Origin of the sequence: Anaeromusa acidaminophila DSM 3853 (assembly GCF_000374545.1) — a bacterium.
Lineage (GTDB): Bacteria > Bacillota > Negativicutes > Anaeromusales > Anaeromusaceae > Anaeromusa > Anaeromusa acidaminophila.
This window is the reverse complement of record NZ_KB894604.1, coordinates 26,461-44,629: the sequence shown is the minus strand read 5'-3', so window position 1 is coordinate 44,629 and position 18,169 is coordinate 26,461. Positions and strand designations below refer to the sequence as shown.

At 46.0% G+C, this 18,169-nt stretch carries 20 protein-coding genes; all 20 read right to left on the bottom strand.

The window, feature by feature from the left end; genetic code table 11:
- Positions 1 to 9 precede the first annotated feature (9 nt).
- The 20 genes from C508_RS0114565 to flhA all read right to left on the bottom strand — a co-directional run bounded on the left by C508_RS0114565 (position 10) and on the right by flhA (position 18,131).
- Positions 10 to 849: a phosphatidate cytidylyltransferase gene (locus C508_RS0114565; RefSeq protein WP_026319558.1), complete on the bottom strand. Its 840-nt coding sequence runs from the start codon at positions 847 to 849 to the stop codon at positions 10 to 12.
- A 17-nt stretch (positions 850 to 866) separates the two neighbouring features.
- Positions 867 to 1,628, bottom strand: a complete 762-nt coding sequence (locus C508_RS0114560) for an undecaprenyl pyrophosphate synthase (RefSeq protein WP_018704308.1) — start codon at positions 1,626 to 1,628, stop codon at positions 867 to 869.
- Between the two features lie 146 nt (positions 1,629 to 1,774).
- Positions 1,775 to 2,296, bottom strand: a complete 522-nt coding sequence (gene frr, locus C508_RS0114555) for a ribosome recycling factor (protein WP_051086822.1) — start codon at positions 2,294 to 2,296, stop codon at positions 1,775 to 1,777.
- A gap of 28 nt (positions 2,297 to 2,324) precedes the next feature.
- Entirely contained in the window at positions 2,325 to 3,059 is a 735-nt protein-coding gene (gene pyrH, locus C508_RS0114550; RefSeq protein WP_018704306.1) for a UMP kinase, read from the bottom strand.
- 140 nt (positions 3,060 to 3,199) lie between these two features.
- Positions 3,200 to 3,847 (bottom strand): translation elongation factor Ts, encoded by a 648-nt coding sequence (tsf, locus tag C508_RS0114545; RefSeq protein WP_018704305.1) that lies wholly within the window; start codon positions 3,845 to 3,847, stop codon positions 3,200 to 3,202.
- Between the two features lie 75 nt (positions 3,848 to 3,922).
- Complete coding sequence (gene rpsB, locus C508_RS0114540; RefSeq protein ID WP_018704304.1) at positions 3,923 to 4,657, bottom strand: 30S ribosomal protein S2; 735 nt, start codon at positions 4,655 to 4,657, stop codon at positions 3,923 to 3,925.
- Between the two features lie 155 nt (positions 4,658 to 4,812).
- The gene (locus tag C508_RS0114535) at positions 4,813 to 5,373 is read right to left on the bottom strand and encodes a hypothetical protein (RefSeq protein WP_156817646.1); all 561 of its coding nucleotides are present in this window, start codon (positions 5,371 to 5,373) and stop codon (positions 4,813 to 4,815) included.
- 9 nt (positions 5,374 to 5,382) lie between these two features.
- Entirely contained in the window at positions 5,383 to 5,700 is a 318-nt protein-coding gene (locus C508_RS0114530; protein WP_018704302.1) for a hypothetical protein, read from the bottom strand.
- Between the two features lie 15 nt (positions 5,701 to 5,715).
- Positions 5,716 to 7,290: a flagellar assembly protein A gene (locus tag C508_RS0114525; protein ID WP_018704301.1), complete on the bottom strand. Its 1,575-nt coding sequence runs from the start codon at positions 7,288 to 7,290 to the stop codon at positions 5,716 to 5,718.
- 21 nt (positions 7,291 to 7,311) lie between these two features.
- Positions 7,312 to 8,064: a FliA/WhiG family RNA polymerase sigma factor gene (locus tag C508_RS0114520; RefSeq protein WP_018704300.1), complete on the bottom strand. Its 753-nt coding sequence runs from the start codon at positions 8,062 to 8,064 to the stop codon at positions 7,312 to 7,314.
- A 69-nt stretch (positions 8,065 to 8,133) separates the two neighbouring features.
- Positions 8,134 to 8,451 carry a hypothetical protein gene (locus tag C508_RS0114515; protein ID WP_018704299.1) on the bottom strand — a complete coding sequence of 106 codons (318 nt, stop codon included), beginning with the start codon at positions 8,449 to 8,451 and terminating at the stop codon, positions 8,134 to 8,136.
- Positions 8,452 to 8,468: 17 nt separating this feature from the next.
- Positions 8,469 to 8,954 (bottom strand): chemotaxis protein CheD, encoded by a 486-nt coding sequence (locus C508_RS0114510; protein WP_018704298.1) that lies wholly within the window; start codon positions 8,952 to 8,954, stop codon positions 8,469 to 8,471.
- A complete protein-coding gene (locus C508_RS0114505; RefSeq protein ID WP_018704297.1) occupies positions 8,954 to 9,574 on the bottom strand; it encodes a chemotaxis protein CheC in 621 nt (206 codons plus the stop codon). The genes C508_RS0114510 and C508_RS0114505 overlap by 1 nt, the downstream gene beginning before the upstream one ends.
- Positions 9,575 to 9,609: 35 nt before the next feature.
- Positions 9,610 to 10,074, bottom strand: a complete 465-nt coding sequence (locus C508_RS0114500) for a chemotaxis protein CheW (RefSeq protein WP_018704296.1) — start codon at positions 10,072 to 10,074, stop codon at positions 9,610 to 9,612.
- Positions 10,075 to 10,087: 13 nt separating this feature from the next.
- A complete protein-coding gene (locus C508_RS0114495; RefSeq protein ID WP_018704295.1) occupies positions 10,088 to 12,190 on the bottom strand; it encodes a chemotaxis protein CheA in 2,103 nt (700 codons plus the stop codon).
- A gap of 20 nt (positions 12,191 to 12,210) precedes the next feature.
- On the bottom strand, positions 12,211 to 13,266 hold the full coding sequence (locus tag C508_RS0114490) for a protein-glutamate methylesterase/protein-glutamine glutaminase (protein WP_018704294.1): 1,056 nt from the start codon (positions 13,264 to 13,266) through the stop codon (positions 12,211 to 12,213).
- Positions 13,267 to 13,283: 17 nt separating this feature from the next.
- The gene (locus tag C508_RS0114485; protein WP_018704293.1) at positions 13,284 to 13,979 is read right to left on the bottom strand and encodes a flagellar brake protein; all 696 of its coding nucleotides are present in this window, start codon (positions 13,977 to 13,979) and stop codon (positions 13,284 to 13,286) included.
- A 4-nt stretch (positions 13,980 to 13,983) separates the two neighbouring features.
- The gene (locus tag C508_RS0114480) at positions 13,984 to 14,871 is read right to left on the bottom strand and encodes a MinD/ParA family protein (RefSeq protein WP_018704292.1); all 888 of its coding nucleotides are present in this window, start codon (positions 14,869 to 14,871) and stop codon (positions 13,984 to 13,986) included.
- Positions 14,864 to 16,066 carry a flagellar biosynthesis GTPase FlhF gene (gene flhF, locus C508_RS0114475; RefSeq protein WP_018704291.1) on the bottom strand — a complete coding sequence of 401 codons (1,203 nt, stop codon included), beginning with the start codon at positions 16,064 to 16,066 and terminating at the stop codon, positions 14,864 to 14,866. The genes C508_RS0114480 and flhF overlap by 8 nt, the downstream gene beginning before the upstream one ends.
- Before the next feature lies 1 nt (position 16,067).
- Complete coding sequence (gene flhA, locus C508_RS0114470; protein ID WP_018704290.1) at positions 16,068 to 18,131, bottom strand: flagellar biosynthesis protein FlhA; 2,064 nt, start codon at positions 18,129 to 18,131, stop codon at positions 16,068 to 16,070.
- Positions 18,132 to 18,169: the final 38 nt, after the last annotated feature.

The window sequence follows — 18,169 nt, the reverse complement described above, 5'->3', positions numbered from 1 at the left end:
TAGATTCTCCTATCCTAAAAAAAACAAACTGCGAGCGCCAATATAAAAATATACGACCGGCAATACAAAGAGCAGACTGTCAATCCGATCCAGCATGCCGCCATGCCCCGGCAAGATCGTCCCCGAGTCCTTAACGCCGGCATAGCGTTTCAACCGAGACTCTACTAAATCGCCAATAGGAGCCGCCAAGCCGATTAAGCCGCCTAATAACAACGCTTGTTCTAATTGCAAGCCGGCAAAGGAACTCCCTAACCAACCAACAACTAACAAAGTGCCCCCTAAACCGCCTAGCGCTCCTTCCACTGTTTTCCCGGGGCTAATCTCGGGACACAGTTTTCGCCGCCCCCAACGGGAGCCAATAAAATAAGCAAAAGTATCACTAGCCCAAGTGCCAATAAAGGCCAAGTAAACATAGCCTGCACCTTGAGAAAGAAAAGGCGCAGCCGGTAACACTGCAGTCTCCGGCAAATACATACGCAACGCTACGAAAAAAGCAAGCAACAAGGGTACATACATTACACCGAAAACCGTTGCAAAAGCGTCTGCAGGCGAAAAGCGCGCCGCCTGCACTACCAAGCGCGCTCCGTTTAGCAAGAATAACAGTACCAAAAAGAAAATCATTTCCTGCGAGTTCCCCAGCCAGATACATAAAGGCAGCAGAAAGCTGTATAAAATTCCTAAGCTTTGCCATGGATGCAACTCAATCTGTCGCAGCATACGGCAATACTCAAGCCAAGATACCAGCGCCGCCAGGGAAATTGCTAACCCAAAATACCAGCCGCCCGCATACACAAGCCAAAGTACCAGCGGCAACCCGCAGACCGCCGTCAGTATCCGTTTTCCTAACACCATTGACCACCCATTTCTTACTTCTTAAGTCCTCCAAAACGACGCTCTCTCTGTTGAAAAGAAGCAATAGCCTCCATTAAATGCTTCGGCGTAAAATCTGGCCAATTTACATCACAAAAATACAATTCCGTATAAGCAGTTTGCCAAAGCAAGAAATTACTTAACCGAACATCGCCACTAGTACGGATTAAAAGATCAGGATCTGGAAGCCCCTGCGTATATAAAGCGGCCCCGAAGGTTTCTTCATCAATTGCATCAGCGCATATTTCGCCTTTTTCTACCGCTCGGGCTAACGCCTTTACCGCTTCTAGAATTTCGGCTCGTCCTCCGTAATTGATTGCCAAATTGACAACCAAGCCTGTATTATTCTTAGTTTGTTCCATAGCTTTTGTCAGCTTCAGTTGCAGCGCCGGAGGCAACCCTGCTAAATCACCAACATGGCGAAGCTGCACTTGATTAGCATGCATAGCAGCTAGCTTGCTGTCCAAGTATTCGGCAATGAGACGCATCAACAACCCTACTTCTTCTTCAGGTCGCTTCCAATTTTCCGTCGAAAAAGCGTACACGGTGAGAACTTCAATGCCGATATCGGATGCGGTTTGAATGATTTTTTGCAACGTTTCCGCGCCTGCTCGATGCCCAAAAGTGCGCAATAAGCCCCGTTCCTTAGCCCAACGTCCATTGCCATCCATAATGATTGCCACATGACGAGGAACTGTCTCTGGATGCTCTACGCCTGTATTTGATTTTTCTGAGCCAGTCAGCCATTTCTTCCACATATGGAACTCCTCCATCAGCCTGGATTCAAAAATTCAAAGGAAGACCCCCTCAGACAGAGGGGGTCCTGTGTCAATTTTTCAATAACAGTCTGGAAACCACTTTCCCGACAACATTGTGGATGTGCGTCACTTTCCAAGCAGCCAATCTACAGTTCCATAATTTCCTTCTCTTTGGCTGCCATAACCTGATCCACTTCTTTGATATACTTGTCTGTCAGCTTTTGCGTATCATCTTGCGCTTTTTTTAATTCGTCTTCGGAAATGATTTTATCTTTTTCCAGTTTTTTCATCGCATCATTCGTATCGCGACGCAAATTACGAATCCCCACACGGGTTTCTTCCGCTTTTTTATGCACTTGTTTTACCAGCTCCGCACGACGTTCCTGAGTCAACTGCGGTAAAACAAGACGAATCGCGCTGCCGTCACTATTGGGGTTTAATCCTAGATCCGACTTTAAGATTGCTTTTTCAATAGCGCCAACAAGAGTTTTCTCCCAAGGCTGAATCACAATCATCCGCGGTTCTGGCACACTGACATTTGCCACTTGGTTAATTGCCGTAGGGGTTCCATAATAATCAACCATAACTTTATCGAGCAATGCAGGAGTAGCACGCCCTGCACGCAATGAGGCCAACTCGCGCCGCAAAGCCTCAATGCTTTTTTTCATTTTCTCTTCATGGGTTTTATGGATGTCTTTAACACTCACAATTTTTCCCTCCCACAACAGTACCTATATCATGACCAAGAGCTGCTTTTAAAATATTGCCAGGCTTATCCATACTAAAAACAATAATCGGTATTTCATTATCCATGCATAAGCTTGTCGCCGTAGAATCCATCACAGCCAACCGACGTTTAAGAATTTCCAGGTATTCCAATTCTTTAAATTTCTTTGCATCTGGATTACTGCGAGGATCGGAATCATATACGCCATCCGCATTATTCTTCGCCATTAAAATGGCATCTGCTTCCACTTCCGCCGCCCGCAGGGCAGCTGTTGTATCCGTAGAAAAATACGGATTTCCCGTTCCAGCGGCAAAAATAACAACACGTCCTTTTTCCAAATGACGCACCGCCCGCCGACGAATATACGGTTCTGCTACTTGGCGCATTTCAATGGCCGTTTGTACCCGAGTATCAACGCCTTCACTTTCCAACGCATCTTGCAAAGCCAAAGAGTTAATGACAGTAGCCAGCATGCCCATATAGTCGGCCGTCGCCCGATCCATTCCTTGAGCACTACCGCGCAGTCCTCGCCAGATATTGCCCCCGCCTACTACAATGGCCACTTCTACTCCAGCCGCCCGTACTTCTTTAATTTCACGAGCAATGCTTTCTGCTACATCTGGATCAATTCCGTAGCCTTTTCCGCCCGCCAGAGCTTCTCCGCTCAACTTCAGGACCACTCTTTTATATTTTGCAGTAGTCAAAATTACCCCTCCATATGCATTGTCTGTCTTTTCATTCTACAAGACCCCAGTAAAATCCTGCGCCTATTTTCTGTTTACAGGCGAAAAATAAGAGAACACCAAAAAGTGTTCTCTTATTTTCCCCCTTTAAGCCGAGGATGTTATCCTTGTGCTGCAGCCATAACTTCTGCCGCAAAATCGTTTTCCTTTTTCTCAATACCTTCGCCCAATTGATAACGAGCGAAGCGACGAATGCTGATATTCTCGCCAATTTTGGCAATTTTTTCATTGATCAGTTGCGTAATGGTTACGTCTGGGTTTTTAATAAAGACCTGCTCCATTAAGCAAACTTCTTTATAGTATTTTTCAATACGACCCGTAATCATTTTTTCAACAATCGCTGCCGGCTTGCCTTCGTTCAACGCCTGTGCACGAAGAATTTCTCTTTCATGCTCCAAGATTTCTTCCGGCACCTCTTCACGACGAACATACATCGGATTCGCAGCAGCAATTTGCATTGCAATATCCTTGGCTAAGCCATGGAAGTCATCGGTTTTAGCTACGAAGTCGGTTTCACAGTTTACTTCTACCATAACGCCAATACGTCCGGCGCCGTGAATATAAGCTTCAACTAAACCTTCCGCCGCTACGCGACCCGCTTTTTTCGCAGCCGCTGCCAATCCTTTTTCGCGCAAAAAGTCAACGGCTTTATCCATATCACCATTAACTTCACCAAGAGCTTTTTTACAATCCATCATACCCGCTCCGGTACGTTCCCGAAGCTCTTTTACCATTGCAGCAGTTATCATCAGAACATCCTCCTGTCAATAATTCGCATCTTTTATTGAGAAAGGTAAGGGGCAGCCCCTTACCTTTACTGGTCATTATTCAGCGGCTTCGTCTACAGCAACTTCCACATTTTCTTCATCATGCTGCTCACCTTGACGGCCTTCCAAAATGGCATCCGCCATCTTAGACGTCAGCAGTTTAACCGCACGAATCGCGTCATCGTTAGCAGGAATTACATGATCAATTTCATCAGGATCGCAGTTCGTATCAACAATCCCCACGATCGGAATCCCGAGGTTGCGAGCTTCTGCTACTGCGATACGCTCTTTGCGAGGGTCAATGATAAACAAGGCCGACGGAAGTTTGCGCATGTTCTTAATGCCGCCCAGGAATTTCTGCAAGCGATCCATTTCGTGACGCAACTGCAGAACTTCTTTCTTCGGCAACACTTCAAATACGCCATTTGTTTCCATTTCTTCCAGCTTACGCAGACGGTTAATCCGAGCTTGGATGGTTTTGAAGTTGGTCATCATGCCGCCCAACCAGCGTTCGTTAACATAGAACATGTTGCAACGAGCCGCTTCTTCACGCACAGCGTCTTGAGCCTGTTTTTTCGTACCAACAAACAGCAAGGTGCCGCCGTCAGCAGCCAAATCACGTACAAAGTTGTACGCCTCGTCTACTTTTTTAACGGTTTTCTGCAAGTCGATAATATAGATACCATTACGCTCCGTAAAAATATAAGGAGCCATTTTGGGGTTCCATCTCCGAGTCTGATGACCAAAGTGCACCCCTGCTTCGAGAAGCTGTTTCATTGAAATTACTGCCATAATAAATTACCTCCTGTTAATTTCCTCCACTCTCCGCATCTTTCGTTTTCACCGACCTTTTCAGCTCGGCACAGCCACGAAATTGGAGGTGTGTGGTTTTTTATACAACACGAGAAATTATACCATGAATCCATCCGACAAACAAGCTTTTTCAGCTATTTTCGCAAGCTTAAAAGCAAGTTCACTTCTGCTACGCCAAGTCCGGTCTGTTGCGCGATTTCTCCCATGGTTAAACCAGCGGCAACCAGTTCATAAACTTTCTCATAGCGTTCTCTTCCCTGCGCCGTTTTTGCGCGTGCGTTTTGTGGATTCCTATCTTCTGGCGTCTCTGAGGGTGTTTGAAGATTCAATTCTTCTTGCAGCAAGGCCATTGCAAAATTAAGAGGTTCTCCTGCAGCAGGCTCTTCCTGCTTTGCTGTTTTACTTGGTTTTATTATCGGCAAGTCGGACTTTTGCACAGGCTCTTCTTGCCTCGACGGCTCCATACGTTTAGTTTGCTCTTCGCACCGCGCCAACAAGGCTTCCAAGCGAATCGCTTCCTGCTCCATGCGCAGCAAAATATGCTCCGCTGTTTCCTGCAAGCGCATCTCCAGTTCTTGCCCTTGCTGCTGCAATTGCATATCCTGCACTTTGCGTAAATGGTCCTTGCGAATATAAAAAAGGATCCCGATGACGCAAGCAAGAGTCAACGCGATCCAAGGCCAGTTTGTCATCACACTACATCCTCATGTTCGAATATCAATCTTATGCCCTCTCACCGGATCCGGCGGAGTTTCTTCCGCTGCATCCTTCTTGTCCTTGGTCTTCTTCTCGTCTTTTTCTTTATGCTGTCCAGAACGTTCACGTTGTTCGTCTTTAATGCGTGAGTGCTCGGTTTCTTCACTATGCTGCACTTGGCCTTGGCGGATTTTAGTCAGCTCTTTCCACTCTTGACCAGCGAGTTGCGGTTGCTGCAGGTTTTGTTGTTCCTGAGCCTGCTGCATTTTTCCCGCTTCGCCGGCCCGAGGCAACATCACCTGCAAATCCATCGGTCTTATCAGCATTTTTCTTCCCTTCCTTTACTTGTACGAGCCTTTATGAATATCGCCGTCTTCCGCATAATACGAAACAAATTTTTCCGGTTCACGAATAAATTTAACCAAATTACCTAAGACAATTTTCACCCCGGGGTAAACCGTGTCCATAACCCGCACCCGTCCATTGCGCATTTCTTCCAATGAAAGTTCAATTTCAGCCATACGGGTTCGCATGCTTTCCACTTGCCCGGCCAATTGAAACTGGGCCTTCGTCATCTTCAGCATAATATCGCGTTTTTCCGGCGGCAATGAATTTAAGTCTCTCGATCGAAGCAACGCCAACGCCTTTTGCGTCTGATCCAAGCTCAATTCTTGTTTGCGCAAATCTCGTTTTAACGCTTGATGCTCTTCCCTCAGCATCGGATTTACGCCTACTTCTACCTCTGTATTGGTTGACATATGCGTTCCCAAGCTTTTAGAACGGATTTCCTCGCCTGCCGTAATCGTCCCGCCAATGACCATGCCGCGTTTACCGTCAACAATAATGCGTCTGCCTGCGCTAACCTTAGAATGCAAAATAGCTTCACTAACAATAACTTCCTCGCCAGCTATAACCTGAGCATTTTCTATAAATTTAGCTACTACATTCTTTTCTGCTAAAATCCGTCCTTTGTGCATACCTTGTACGCCCATTTTTATAAATACGTTCTGACCTTCCACAACACCGCCGCATACAGAACCATGCACTTCGACATTTTCCCCCGCCTTGACGCTAAAGCCTTCGGCGACAGAACCTCGCACAATCACGCCGCCAACAAAATTAACATTACCTGTCGATAAATCCACATCGCCTTTGATTTCAATTATGGGTAGAACGCTAATCTTTCGATTGGAGTAATTAAATTGACCGGAAACAGATGCAACAACGGTCAGTTCATCTCGAATTTCAACATTCTTGCCTATCGGCAAAGGAATATCCTTTCCAGGCCTAGGAAATACAGGGTTTCCTAATACATCTTCCCCTTCTTCTCCAGGCGTGGCAGGTACTTTTTCAGCCAAAACTTGTCCACTTTCCACCACAGTAAACAAATTCAAATTTTTAAAGTCGACTCGGCCATCCTCTAATTCCGCAGGCCGTCCTGAAGCCTCGGTATTAACCAGGATATTAATTACTGCATTCTTCCCATCCACCGCTTTTCTACCTGTAGCGCAAACAACCGATGCTCCAGGATGCTTGCATACCTTGGTAACAGCGGCTTCATCAATACCGCTGACAATACCCGCTGCATTCAGCTTTGCAATTACCTCTTGCGGGTTTGCTTTACGACATTTTTCACCGGACTCAATTTCCAGCACAACTTCCATGCGGTCTTTAGAGACCATCCATTTTATTTCCGGCAAAGGCAGTGACAGGCCAACACGCACAGCCTTTCCTGTTTTTTCCGCCAGACATTTTTCGATTTCCTCTGGATCGAATTCACTCGTCTCGCTGGTAACCTTCTGCAGCACGCTTTGCAATTCCGCCTGGCAAGCTGCATCCACTGTCAAATAAGCCCCATCCGGGTGATGTTCCAAACGGAAACCCACTTCCTGCGGTTTTGTTGTCGAATCTTCCATGTCCGCCCCTCCGTTCCACCCTTAGAGCAAGCTTTCCCTTAATGTCTGCAATGCCCCTCGCAAGCGAAAAATTGCTTTCGTGTGAATTTGTGAAATACGCGCTTCAGAAAGTTTTAAGATTAAACTAATTTCCTTCAGCGTTAAACGATCATAATAATATAGACTAACAACGATTTTTTCTTTTTCCGGCAGCTTCTCAATCGCTTCAGCCAGCGTTTGCTGTACTTCTTCAACTTCAATCCGCGCGGATAAATTGGTTTCTTTACCTTGCTTTTCCTGCTGTAGCGCTTCTTCAAGAGGCAACAACGTACTGACACTCAACTGTTGCAACAAATTCTGCAATTGCGTAGCTGAAATGCCAAGTTCCTGCGCCACTTCTTCTTCGCTGGCATTCCGCCCCAAACGATGCTCCACTTGCTGCACTGCAAGCTCATATTGTCTCGCTTTGTGCCGCAATGTCGCGGGAGCCCAATCCTGCGCCCGCAAGGCGTCGAGTATAGCTCCGCGAATCCGCAATGAAGCATAAGTCTCAAATTTAATGCCCCTATGCAAATCAAAACGTTCGATCGCATCCAGTAAGCCAAAAAATCCATTGCTAATCAAATCATCTCTATCTACGTACGTAGGAAGGCTAATAGCCAAGCGCCCCGCAACCAAACGCACCAGAGGCAGGTAATGTTCAATGAGTTGGTCTCGCAATACCGCGTGTCCGCTTTCTTTATATTGCTCCCATAAAGAATCCCATTGCTCCTGACTCTTTTGCTCTGCCGGCATTTCGCAGGCCTCCTCCCTTGCCTCATTCCCTTACATCGGCCCTTTGTTGACTACTTACTGGCCCTATTGTCATTTCGGCAATTTCTGCCACTCTTCCACTCCGAGAGGTTGAAAATTTTCCTGCGCTTCTTGTTCCAACGCTTCTTGAGACTCTTCTGACAATGGTTGCTTCATGGTTGGCAGCTCGGTTTTCATTTTTTCTTCTTGAAATAAAAACCAGCGCTTTACAAGCATACAATACACAACCGCCACCGCCGCGCCAACTACGGCCCCTATAATCGAACGAGACACAAGCGCTTCCAGGCGGACCTGCTGCCATAAGCTGCTAAAACCGGATACAAACGCCCCCAGCACAGATAACATACAAACAATCCAGATTTTTGGCATTTTCTCCGGCCTCCTGGCTACAATTCCTTTTGCCCTTTATCAATGGTCTTAATGTAATAAATACCATTTTCCAAATTCAGTTCAACGGTCCGACCATAATTGCCGCCCGTATCTTCTGCGACTAGTCGGACATCCATTTCCTTTAATTTAGCTTTGACGGCATCGGCATTTCGTTCACCTACCCGCATAATATCCGTAGCATTAGCAAATGCAAACATTTGGGCTCCGCCAGCAATTTTTGCCGTAATGCGTCCTTTCTGAGCACCCAGTTTCAACATGTCATCTAACATTAAGGGTAACGCAGTATCAGCAAATTTCGCCGGGTTGTCCGAAGCTCTTGCCTGCTTACTATCGGGAAGCATGATATGAGCCAAACCGCCAATTTTCGTAGCCGCATCAAAAAAAGCAATACCAATGCAGGAGCCCAAACCGTAGGTCACCAAACTTGCCGGAACCTTACCGACTTTGTAATCCGCCATACCTACTTTTATCAGCTCTCCCATTATTCTTTCACCCCTATCGCTGAAAGAATGATGCTAAGAGAGCCCGGGTCGGGAATCAGGAAAAAGTGCCCTTTTACACCTTCTACTTCGCTGCTGAATTCAGTTTCGATTACAAGAGCATGATCGCCCATTTGTCCTAACTGAATTAAAATTACACTTAAGATCGCTCCTGCCATATCCATAGCTAAAGCCGGAATGGAAGGAAGCAGCGTCAAATTGGTAAAGAAAGACAGCGCATTCAAGTATGCTCCCGCCAAAATATTGCCAATTTCCATCAAGGCGGACTCATCCATAGCCGACAAGGTTTCCGTATGCCCGTACTCCCGTCCCATCAGCATATCTACCAAGGCAAATGCGCTTTCCCTTGGCAATAAAAACAAAATACTCCCAGGCGCTGGACCAAAAACGCGAAGGTAAACCCCTGCCACCATGACATCCGGTCCGCCAACTACATCCGGCACGTCCGCCAAGGGCAAAATTGAAACCTGAGGTACAGACATATCAATTTTGCGTTGAATAATCTGTGATAATGCAGTCGCAGAATTGCCTGCACCAACATTGCCAATTTCACGCAAAGCATCCAATTGCATGCCCGATAGGTTTAAGATATCATCTGTCAAGACATTCACCTCATCGTTTAGACTTTACAACTTTCTTAGCCGACTTTCATTTCCGTATTCAAACCCAAAGTATTTTCCAGATTTAATAAAATCAACAATCGGTCCTCTTCTTTACCAACGCCATCCAGGAATTGCGCATCTACGCCGCCCATCATACCATCCGGCCGCTCAATCTGTTCCTTCACCAACGCGGTTACTTCCAAAACGGCATCCACAATCATACCCACTACGATATCATCCAGCTTAACAATAATAATGCGCGTATCATCCGTATATTCCTGTTTGGGCAAGCTTAGACGTTTTGTGAGATCGACCACAGGCATCACACTGCCCCGCAAATTCATAACCCCTTTGATATAGTCCGGAGTTTGCGGTACACGAGTAATATCGGTAATACGCTTGATTTCCTGTACCTGCAGTATGCTAACGGCATAGTTTTCGGCCCCTAGCTTAAAAACAACTAATTGCATTTCTTCACCAGAAAATAATGCTTCATTCATGGCCTTCGCCTCCTCAAGACTGCAATAAGGACCCAATGTCCAAAATCAAAGCAACTTGCCCATTGCCCAGAATCGTCGCACCAGCAATCACTTTAATTCCGGCCAACAACTTACCTAGGGACTTAATTACGATTTCTTGCTGCCCTATCAGATTGTCAACAATGATCCCTGCCCGGAATTCTCCCATATGCACAATAACCACAAACAACTCACCGGAATCCTCGCTCGTGGTCCGGGGAATCTGCAAAACATCTCCTAAGCGGATAATCGGAATGATTTGGCCTCGCAACAAAATAACTTCGCGATTTTGAATGGTCTTAATATCACTTGGCTCCAGATTGATGGTACTATCAATAGAGCCCAAGGGAATCGCATAAATTTCCTTTGCCACCTCTACAAGCAAGGCTTGAATAATCGCCAACGTCAACGGCAAACGAATTTTGAATTTGCTTCCCTCGTTGATTTTTGTCTCCACGTCTACCATGCCGCCGAGAGACTCGATTTTGTTTTTAACGGCATCCATACCTACGCCGCGACCAGAAACATCGGTAACCACTTCAGCCGTGGAAAAGCCAGGCAAAAAGACGAGACGCACTGCTTCATTCGCATCCATCTTGTCCGCTTCCGCCTGCGTGATTAATCCTTTTTCCAGAGCCTTTTGCTTGATAACTTCGGCGTTAATTCCTTTGCCGTCATCTTCTACCAAAATCACCACATTGTTGCCTTCATGACTGGCAATGAGACGAACTTCCCCTACTGGATTCTTACCTTTGGCCACACGCTCATCCGGATGCTCAATCCCATGGTCAATAGAATTGCGCAGCAAATGGACCAACGGATCGCCGATTTCATCGATAACGGTGCGGTCCAGTTCGGTCTCTTCCCCTTGAATGATTAAGTTAATTTCCTTGTTAAGTTCCCTCGATAAATCACGAACCATACGAGGGAAACGATTAAATACTTGGCCTACTGGAACCATCCGAACTTTCATTACAACGTTTTGCAAATCCGTTGTAACCCGGTCCATTTGTTCAATGGTTTCCACCAAATCCGTCAAGCGATGCGTAATGCCGATCTGCTCCAACCTGGTTTTATTGATAACCAATTCGCCCACCAAGTTCAGCAAAGAATCTAACTTATCAATATCCACGCGTACGGACTGGCTGCCCCTATTGTTTTTCTTTTCCCCCTGCGCCGCTGCCGCTTTAACTGGTTCTGCCGCTTTTTTCACAGCCGCAGTTGGAGCTACATCCGTAGTAACATCGGTTGCAGCCGTTACTGCTGTTGTTTCAGCTTCAGCTGCTTTAGGCGCCTTTTCCAGCAAGTCAATTGGCAGGACAATTACCTTTTCCACTTCGGAAATGCTTAATAACGCTTGTTCCACTTTAATTGCTTCTACATCGCTAAGCAATAAAACCTGAAATGAGCGTTCAAAATTTTCTTTTTCCAATTCATCTACTGTAGGAATACTACGTAAAACATCACCTAGTTCATCAAGAGCGCTCATAGACATGTACGCTCGTGCTGACTTCAAAAGACATGTTTCGCTAAGCTGAACTTCTATTTGATATGCCTGTACCCCTTGTGTACGGGCTTCAATAATGACATTTTCTTCAGCTTCATTCAACGGAAACAAATACTGTTCCTGTTCATTTTCCGGCGCTGCTTCCTGTACAGCAGCTTTTTGAGCTGGCGCTGGCGCTTTCGCTGTTTCTTTGGGGGCGGCAGCAGGCGCTTCTCCTTTAGCAATAGAAGACAGCATCTGTAACAAAGGCTGAATATCAATGGTTTCGTTACTTCCGGCAGCTACGTTCTCAACAAGCTGCTCCAACGTATCTACGCAACGAAAGATCGTGTCGATCAATTCGTGCGAAGCCGCCAACTGCTCCTTCCGCATTAAATCCAGCACATTTTCCATTTCATGAGTTAATTCAGCAATGGTCGTAAACCCCATGGTAGCCGACATACCCTTTAGCGTATGAGCACTGCGAAAAATCTCATCTAAAACAGACAAATTCGACGGATCGTTTTCCAAGTCCAGCAGGCATTGATTGAGTGCTTGCAGGTGCTCGCGTGATTCTTCCAGGAACATTCCCATATACTGATTAATATCCATCTTCCCCTGCACCTCCACTGTTATAAACTAACCGCTTTTATAATTTCAGCAGCAACCGCTTGCAATGGCACCACCCGATCTACAACGCCAAGCTCAATCGCCGATTTCGGCATACCAAATACTACCGATGTCGATTGGTCTTCTGCGATTGTAAACCCTTGGTGTTCTTTGATTTTTTTCATTCCCTGCGCCCCATCATGGCCCATACCAGTTAGCAAAACAGCTACCGTCTGCTTTCCATATGATTGCGCCACAGAATCAAACATCGGATCCACCGCCGGACGATGTCCGCCAACCAGCGGATCTTGACTTAGACGTAAAATCTTTTGTCCTCCAGATCGTTCCACCCTCATATGATGATCGCCAGGAGCAATATACACCCACCCTGGGCGAATGGGTTCGTTCGGTTCCGCCTCCTTTACTTGTACATCGGACAGCGAATTCAAACGCTCCGCCAATGAACGAGTAAAACCTGGAGGCATATGTTGTACAATAAGCACTCCACAGGGAAGATTTTTGGGCAGCCGAGTAATGATTTCCTGCAGAGCCCTAGGACCGCCTGTCGAAGTTCCGATTGCAACAATCTTATCGGTTCCTTGCGCACCGCCTCCGCCTCCGCCTCCAAAGGGAAGCACGCTTCGCGGCGTAATCGGAGTTGTTTGCGGCCGAGCTAATCGCCGTACATTCACAAGTACAGCCTCTCTAGCCTTAGCCAAAATTTCCTGGCGAATATCTTGAATGCTCGAAATAGGACCATTTGTTTTTGCAATAAAGTCAACCGCGCCCAAATCCAGTGCTCGCATAGTCGCATCCGCACCGGCTTTGGTCAAGCTACTCACCATCATTACCGGAGTCGGCGTTTCTTGCATAATTAGCCGTAAGGCTTCCAAGCCGTCCATAATCGGCATTTCCACATCCAAAGTCACCAAATCCGGCTGCAACAGTTTTGTTTTTTCTACTGCTTCTTTACCATTTCGGGCCGTGTCCACTACAACAAAATCCTTTTCTCCAGCAAATAAGTCGCTTAACAACTTGCGCATAAATGCAGAATCATCAACAATCAATATTCGAATCATTCATTATTCACCACCTTTCATCGGAGTCCTTTTTGCCGATGTTCCAATTGCTTTTTAAAAACAAAACGGACTACTTTTTGCCTGTCTCTCTCTTGAATCGATTCAAAACGAACGCCGATCCAGAAAAAAGGCGAATCATCAGCTGGTTTTTCGCAACGTACAACCGTTCCCAGCGTTTCTATTAGTTCGTCCCCTTCATCACCTGGAACCTGCATACTCAATTGCACGATTTGACCGTATTTTAAAGCGTGTTTAGCAATTAAACTCACGCCGCCGCTAATATCTTTCGAGTCCAAAATCAAGCTATGGTCGATAAGTTCATCCCGAGGAGGTTCACCTTTTTTTTCAGTGTAAGTAAGACGTACAGAAATTCGTGCCGCCACTCTGACAAAAGAACGCTGCTGCACTTTATGTATATTCTGCGGCAACGATATTTTCCATACAGGCAGCGGATCCAGCGCTTTTCCTAAAAAAAAGCTGGTAAATACGTACTTTCCGCCTGGAAACAGCAAATTTCCAATAAATTTACTGCCTTCATACAGCAAAACAGGATACCCTTTGCTCATGGGCATAGCTACAATCAGCTCTGTTTTATGAACCTCTTCAATTCTGCTTTGATACACTTCCGTTGAGCCGTCCATCAGCATAATTTCCAGACGTTGATTGGGCTGCAACAGTTTTTCCGGTATCTGTTCCTGCTCGTTTCCACTCATATAACTATCTCCACATCATCATATCTAAAAACTTGCGAAAGAATCCTCTCGCTCCTTTCTGGGAAACCATAACTTTTTCCTGCTGTAATTGGGCGGCAATACTTCGTAGATTCTGCGTAGCCACTCCATTGGGGTACGCAAGAAAAAACGGAACTTGCTGACGCACAGCCTGCAGAACTTGGCGATCATCACAGACAATCCCCAAATGCTCCAAACGAACCGTCAAAAAACGATCACAGGCTAAGGAGAATTTGCGCAAGACCGAAAAGCCTTCGGCTTCGTCAAGAGCCCGGTTGATAATAACATGAATACGAGCGCTGCCTTGATGCGCCAAATAGGTTTTTAGCATTCCATAAGCATCAGTAAGCGCTGTGGGTTCCGGTGTAGTTACTAAGACAATTTCATCCGCCGCTAAGACAAATTGCAACACCGTCTGCCCAATTCCTGCGCCTGTATCTAGCAGAATGTAATCAGCCCATTCATCTAAAAGAGCAACTTGTTCCAATAAATATTGGCAACGCCCCGCCTCCAAGTTAGCAAGCCGATATAACCCAGAAGCGCCAGGTAAAAAGCGAATGCCCCCTGGCCCTTCCAACAAAATTTCTTGAATCGGCACATCTGCATCTAACAATTGAACCAAGGTGTGCTTTGGAGTAGTTCCCAATAAAACATCTACATTAGCCATCCCTAGGTCTGCATCTATGACAACCACTTTTTGCCCCAGTTCACTTAAGGCTAACGCTAAATTGACTGTTAAATTAGTTTTTCCTACGCCGCCCTTACCACTGGTAACGGCAATGACACGCGCTTGTCTAGTTTCACGTTTCCCGGAAGCAGCCGTCGGCTGCGTTTGCTGCACGATACGCCGTAAATTGGCTGCTTGATCATACATGCTCGTCATCGCCCCTAAGCAACTCTTTCGCCAGCCAAGCAGGCGATACAATTTGCAAATCATCCGGAACATTCTGTCCATTGGTTACATAGGATAATTTCATAGGAAATTGCTGCAATACATTTAAAATGACACCGCACCGACTTGCTTCATCTAATTTAGTAAACAACACTTTATCCGGTGCGCAAACTGAAAAACGCTTAGCAATTTCCAGCGCATCTCGATTACAAGTAGTCAGACTCAGCACCAAATGCTTTTCCGCCTGCGGTACCTGGCTCAAAAGTAATTGTAATTCCTCCAACTGCTCTTGATTCTTGGGACTGCGTCCTGCCGTATCCAGCAATACTAATTGACTTCCCTTACATTTCGCCAAAGCTTTTGCAAGCTCCTGCGGCGCATAAACAATTTCTAATTGCAAACCCATTATTTCTGCATATGTCTTCAACTGCTCTACTGCAGAAATACGATACGTATCCGCAGTAATCAGAGAAACACGCATCCCCTTTTGCAATGAAAAATAAGCCGCCAGCTTTGCAATTGTCGTTGTTTTACCAACACCGGTCGGGCCCAGCAACGCTACAACATGAGGAGCGCTGCCGTTTAGAGCAACTCCCGATACCTTTCCCAAGCCTTGCTCAACCAACCGTTCCAGTCGCTCTGTAAAGGCTGGCTCTGTAAGAGTCCCTTTCCATTGATATAAAATGGGATCTTGCCGAACCAAGCTTTCCGCTACCGGTTTCAAGACATCCGCTTCTAATAACTTCTCTACTGCCGCTGAAGCAACGGCATCTACCTCTTGTTTCGATTCATGCAAAGCGCGTTCCAGCAAGGAACGCATCTCTGCCAGCTCTTGCTTCCATTCCGGCTCTGCCGCTTTTACAGGTGTCATGGGCATGCTCAATGACGCAATGGTCTCTTGAGGCTCTTGCAGAGAAGGCATAGCCGCTGCTGCAACAGGCACTGGAGCAGCAACAGGCGGCAGTGCTGGAGCAACAGCTGTTTTGACAGCCGGCGTTTCTAAAAGAGCATCATCCACGGCAGCCATGACTTCTACCCGTTCATTACCGAAAAGTCCCAACATGCCTCCGGTCTTGAACCGACGGGTATGCAGAATCACAGCTTCCCTGCCCAATTCCAATTTCACCTTATTCATTGCTTCTTGTACCGATTGACCGGTAAAAATTCGTACTCTCAATTTACACCTTCACCATCCCAAGTGTTTGAATTTGCACGTTGGGTTCTAACTCTGCATAAGACAAAATTATAAGATTTTCAGCTACCCGTTCCGTTAATTTACGGAAATATAATCGGCAGCCGGGGCTGACTAACACAATGGGTTGATAACCGATTTCCGTCAATTTAGGCAACTCTTTACCCAAGCAATTAACAAGAGCTTGAAGGGTTTGCGGTTCCAGCGCCACAAAACTTCCCTGCTCGCTTCGCTGCACTCCTGCAAGAATTAGTTGCTCCAGTTCCTGGTCCACTGCCAAGCAAACCAAGGTCCCATTAGAGGCATATTGCCTGGAAATTTGCCTAGAAAGAGCTTGTCGAACATACTCAGTAAGAATTTCCGTGTCCTTCGTCATCGCAACATAGTCGCCTAATGTTTCTAAAATAGTAACCAAATCTCGTATGGAAATACGCTCTCGCAAAAGATTACATAAGACCTTTTGCAATTCACCCACAGAGAGCATGGCGGGAACCAAGTCTTCCACTACAGCAGCATGACTTTGTTTCACCGCATCTACCAGCGTCTGCGTCTCCTGGCGTCCGAGAATTTCCGAAGCATGGCTTTTAATCACTTCCGTCAAGTGCGTTGTCAAAACGGAAATAGGATCCACCACCGTATAGCCCGCTAATTCCGCTTGCTCCCGGTTCCCTTCCTGAATCCAAAGCGCAGGCAACCCAAAAGCCGGCTCTACTGTTTCCATGCCTGGAATGGTTTCCATCGCCGTGCCGGAATTCATAGCCAAAAACTGGTCAAGTAATAATTCTCCTCGAGCCACTTCAATTCCTTTCAGCTTAATCACATAGATATTAGGTTTTAGCTGAATATTATCACGAATTCGTATGGTTGGCACAATCAAGCCCATTTCCAAAGCGCATTGACGGCGAATCATGACGATCCGGTCTAATAAATCACCGCCTTGGCTAGCGTCGACCATAGGAATCAGGCTATATCCAATTTCCAACTCCATCGGATCCACCTGCAAAAGAGCGACAATATTTTCCGGTTTTTTGACTTCTTCTTTCTCTTGTTCCTCTTGCTGGCTAATTTCTGATACCGCAGCCGATTGGCTGGTCTTCCGCAAAATGAAACCTACGCCAAACGTAGCTAAAGACAAACAAATAAATGGCAATGTCGGTAAGCCTGGCACTAAAGCAAGCAACAACAAAACTCCAGATACAAGGAAAAACACCCGCTGGTTGGTGAATAATTGGCTGACAAAATCTTGACCCAAGTTAGAGTCAGACGCCGCTCTAGTTACCACAATACCGGTAGCTGTAGAAATTAACAAGGCAGGAATCTGGTTTACAAGACCTTCACCCACCGTTAATAAGGTGTACTGCTGCAATGCCTGCGTAATTTCCAAATTACGCTGCACCATGCCTATGATAAAACCACCAACAATATTAATGATAATGATAACAATAGCTGCAATTGCATCGCCTTTTACAAACTTACTAGCGCCGTCCATAGCGCCGTAAAAATCAGCTTCTCGCTGTATTTTCTTACGACGATCCCTTGCTTCTTGTTCGTTGATAGTCCCTGAATTTAAATCAGCATCAATGCTCATTTGCTTACCAGGCATCGCATCCAAGGTAAACCGCGCCGCTACTTCCGCTACACGTTCAGCGCCTTTAGTAATAACGATAAACTGAATGATGATCAAGATAACAAACACAATAAAGCCAACAACGGCATTACCGCCAACAACAAAGTTCCCGAAAGCCATGATTACTTCTCCAGCATAGCCTTCCAATAAAATCAATCTTGTTGCCGATACATTTAACGCCAGACGAAACAAAGTAGCCAAAAGCAATAACGAAGGAAACACAGAAAAATCCAATGGTTCTTCATTATAAATGGCCACCATGACAATCGTCAGCGCCAATGAAATATTCAAAGCCAAGAGCATGTCCAGCAAAAAAGTAGGCAGCGGTATAATCATCATGACAACAATCGTCACAACTGCAACGGCTATGATTATATCACTATATCGTAAAATTCGATGTAAAATAGTTCCTTGATTCGGCACAATATCCCCTCTTCTTATCTATTAAAATACGGAAGCGT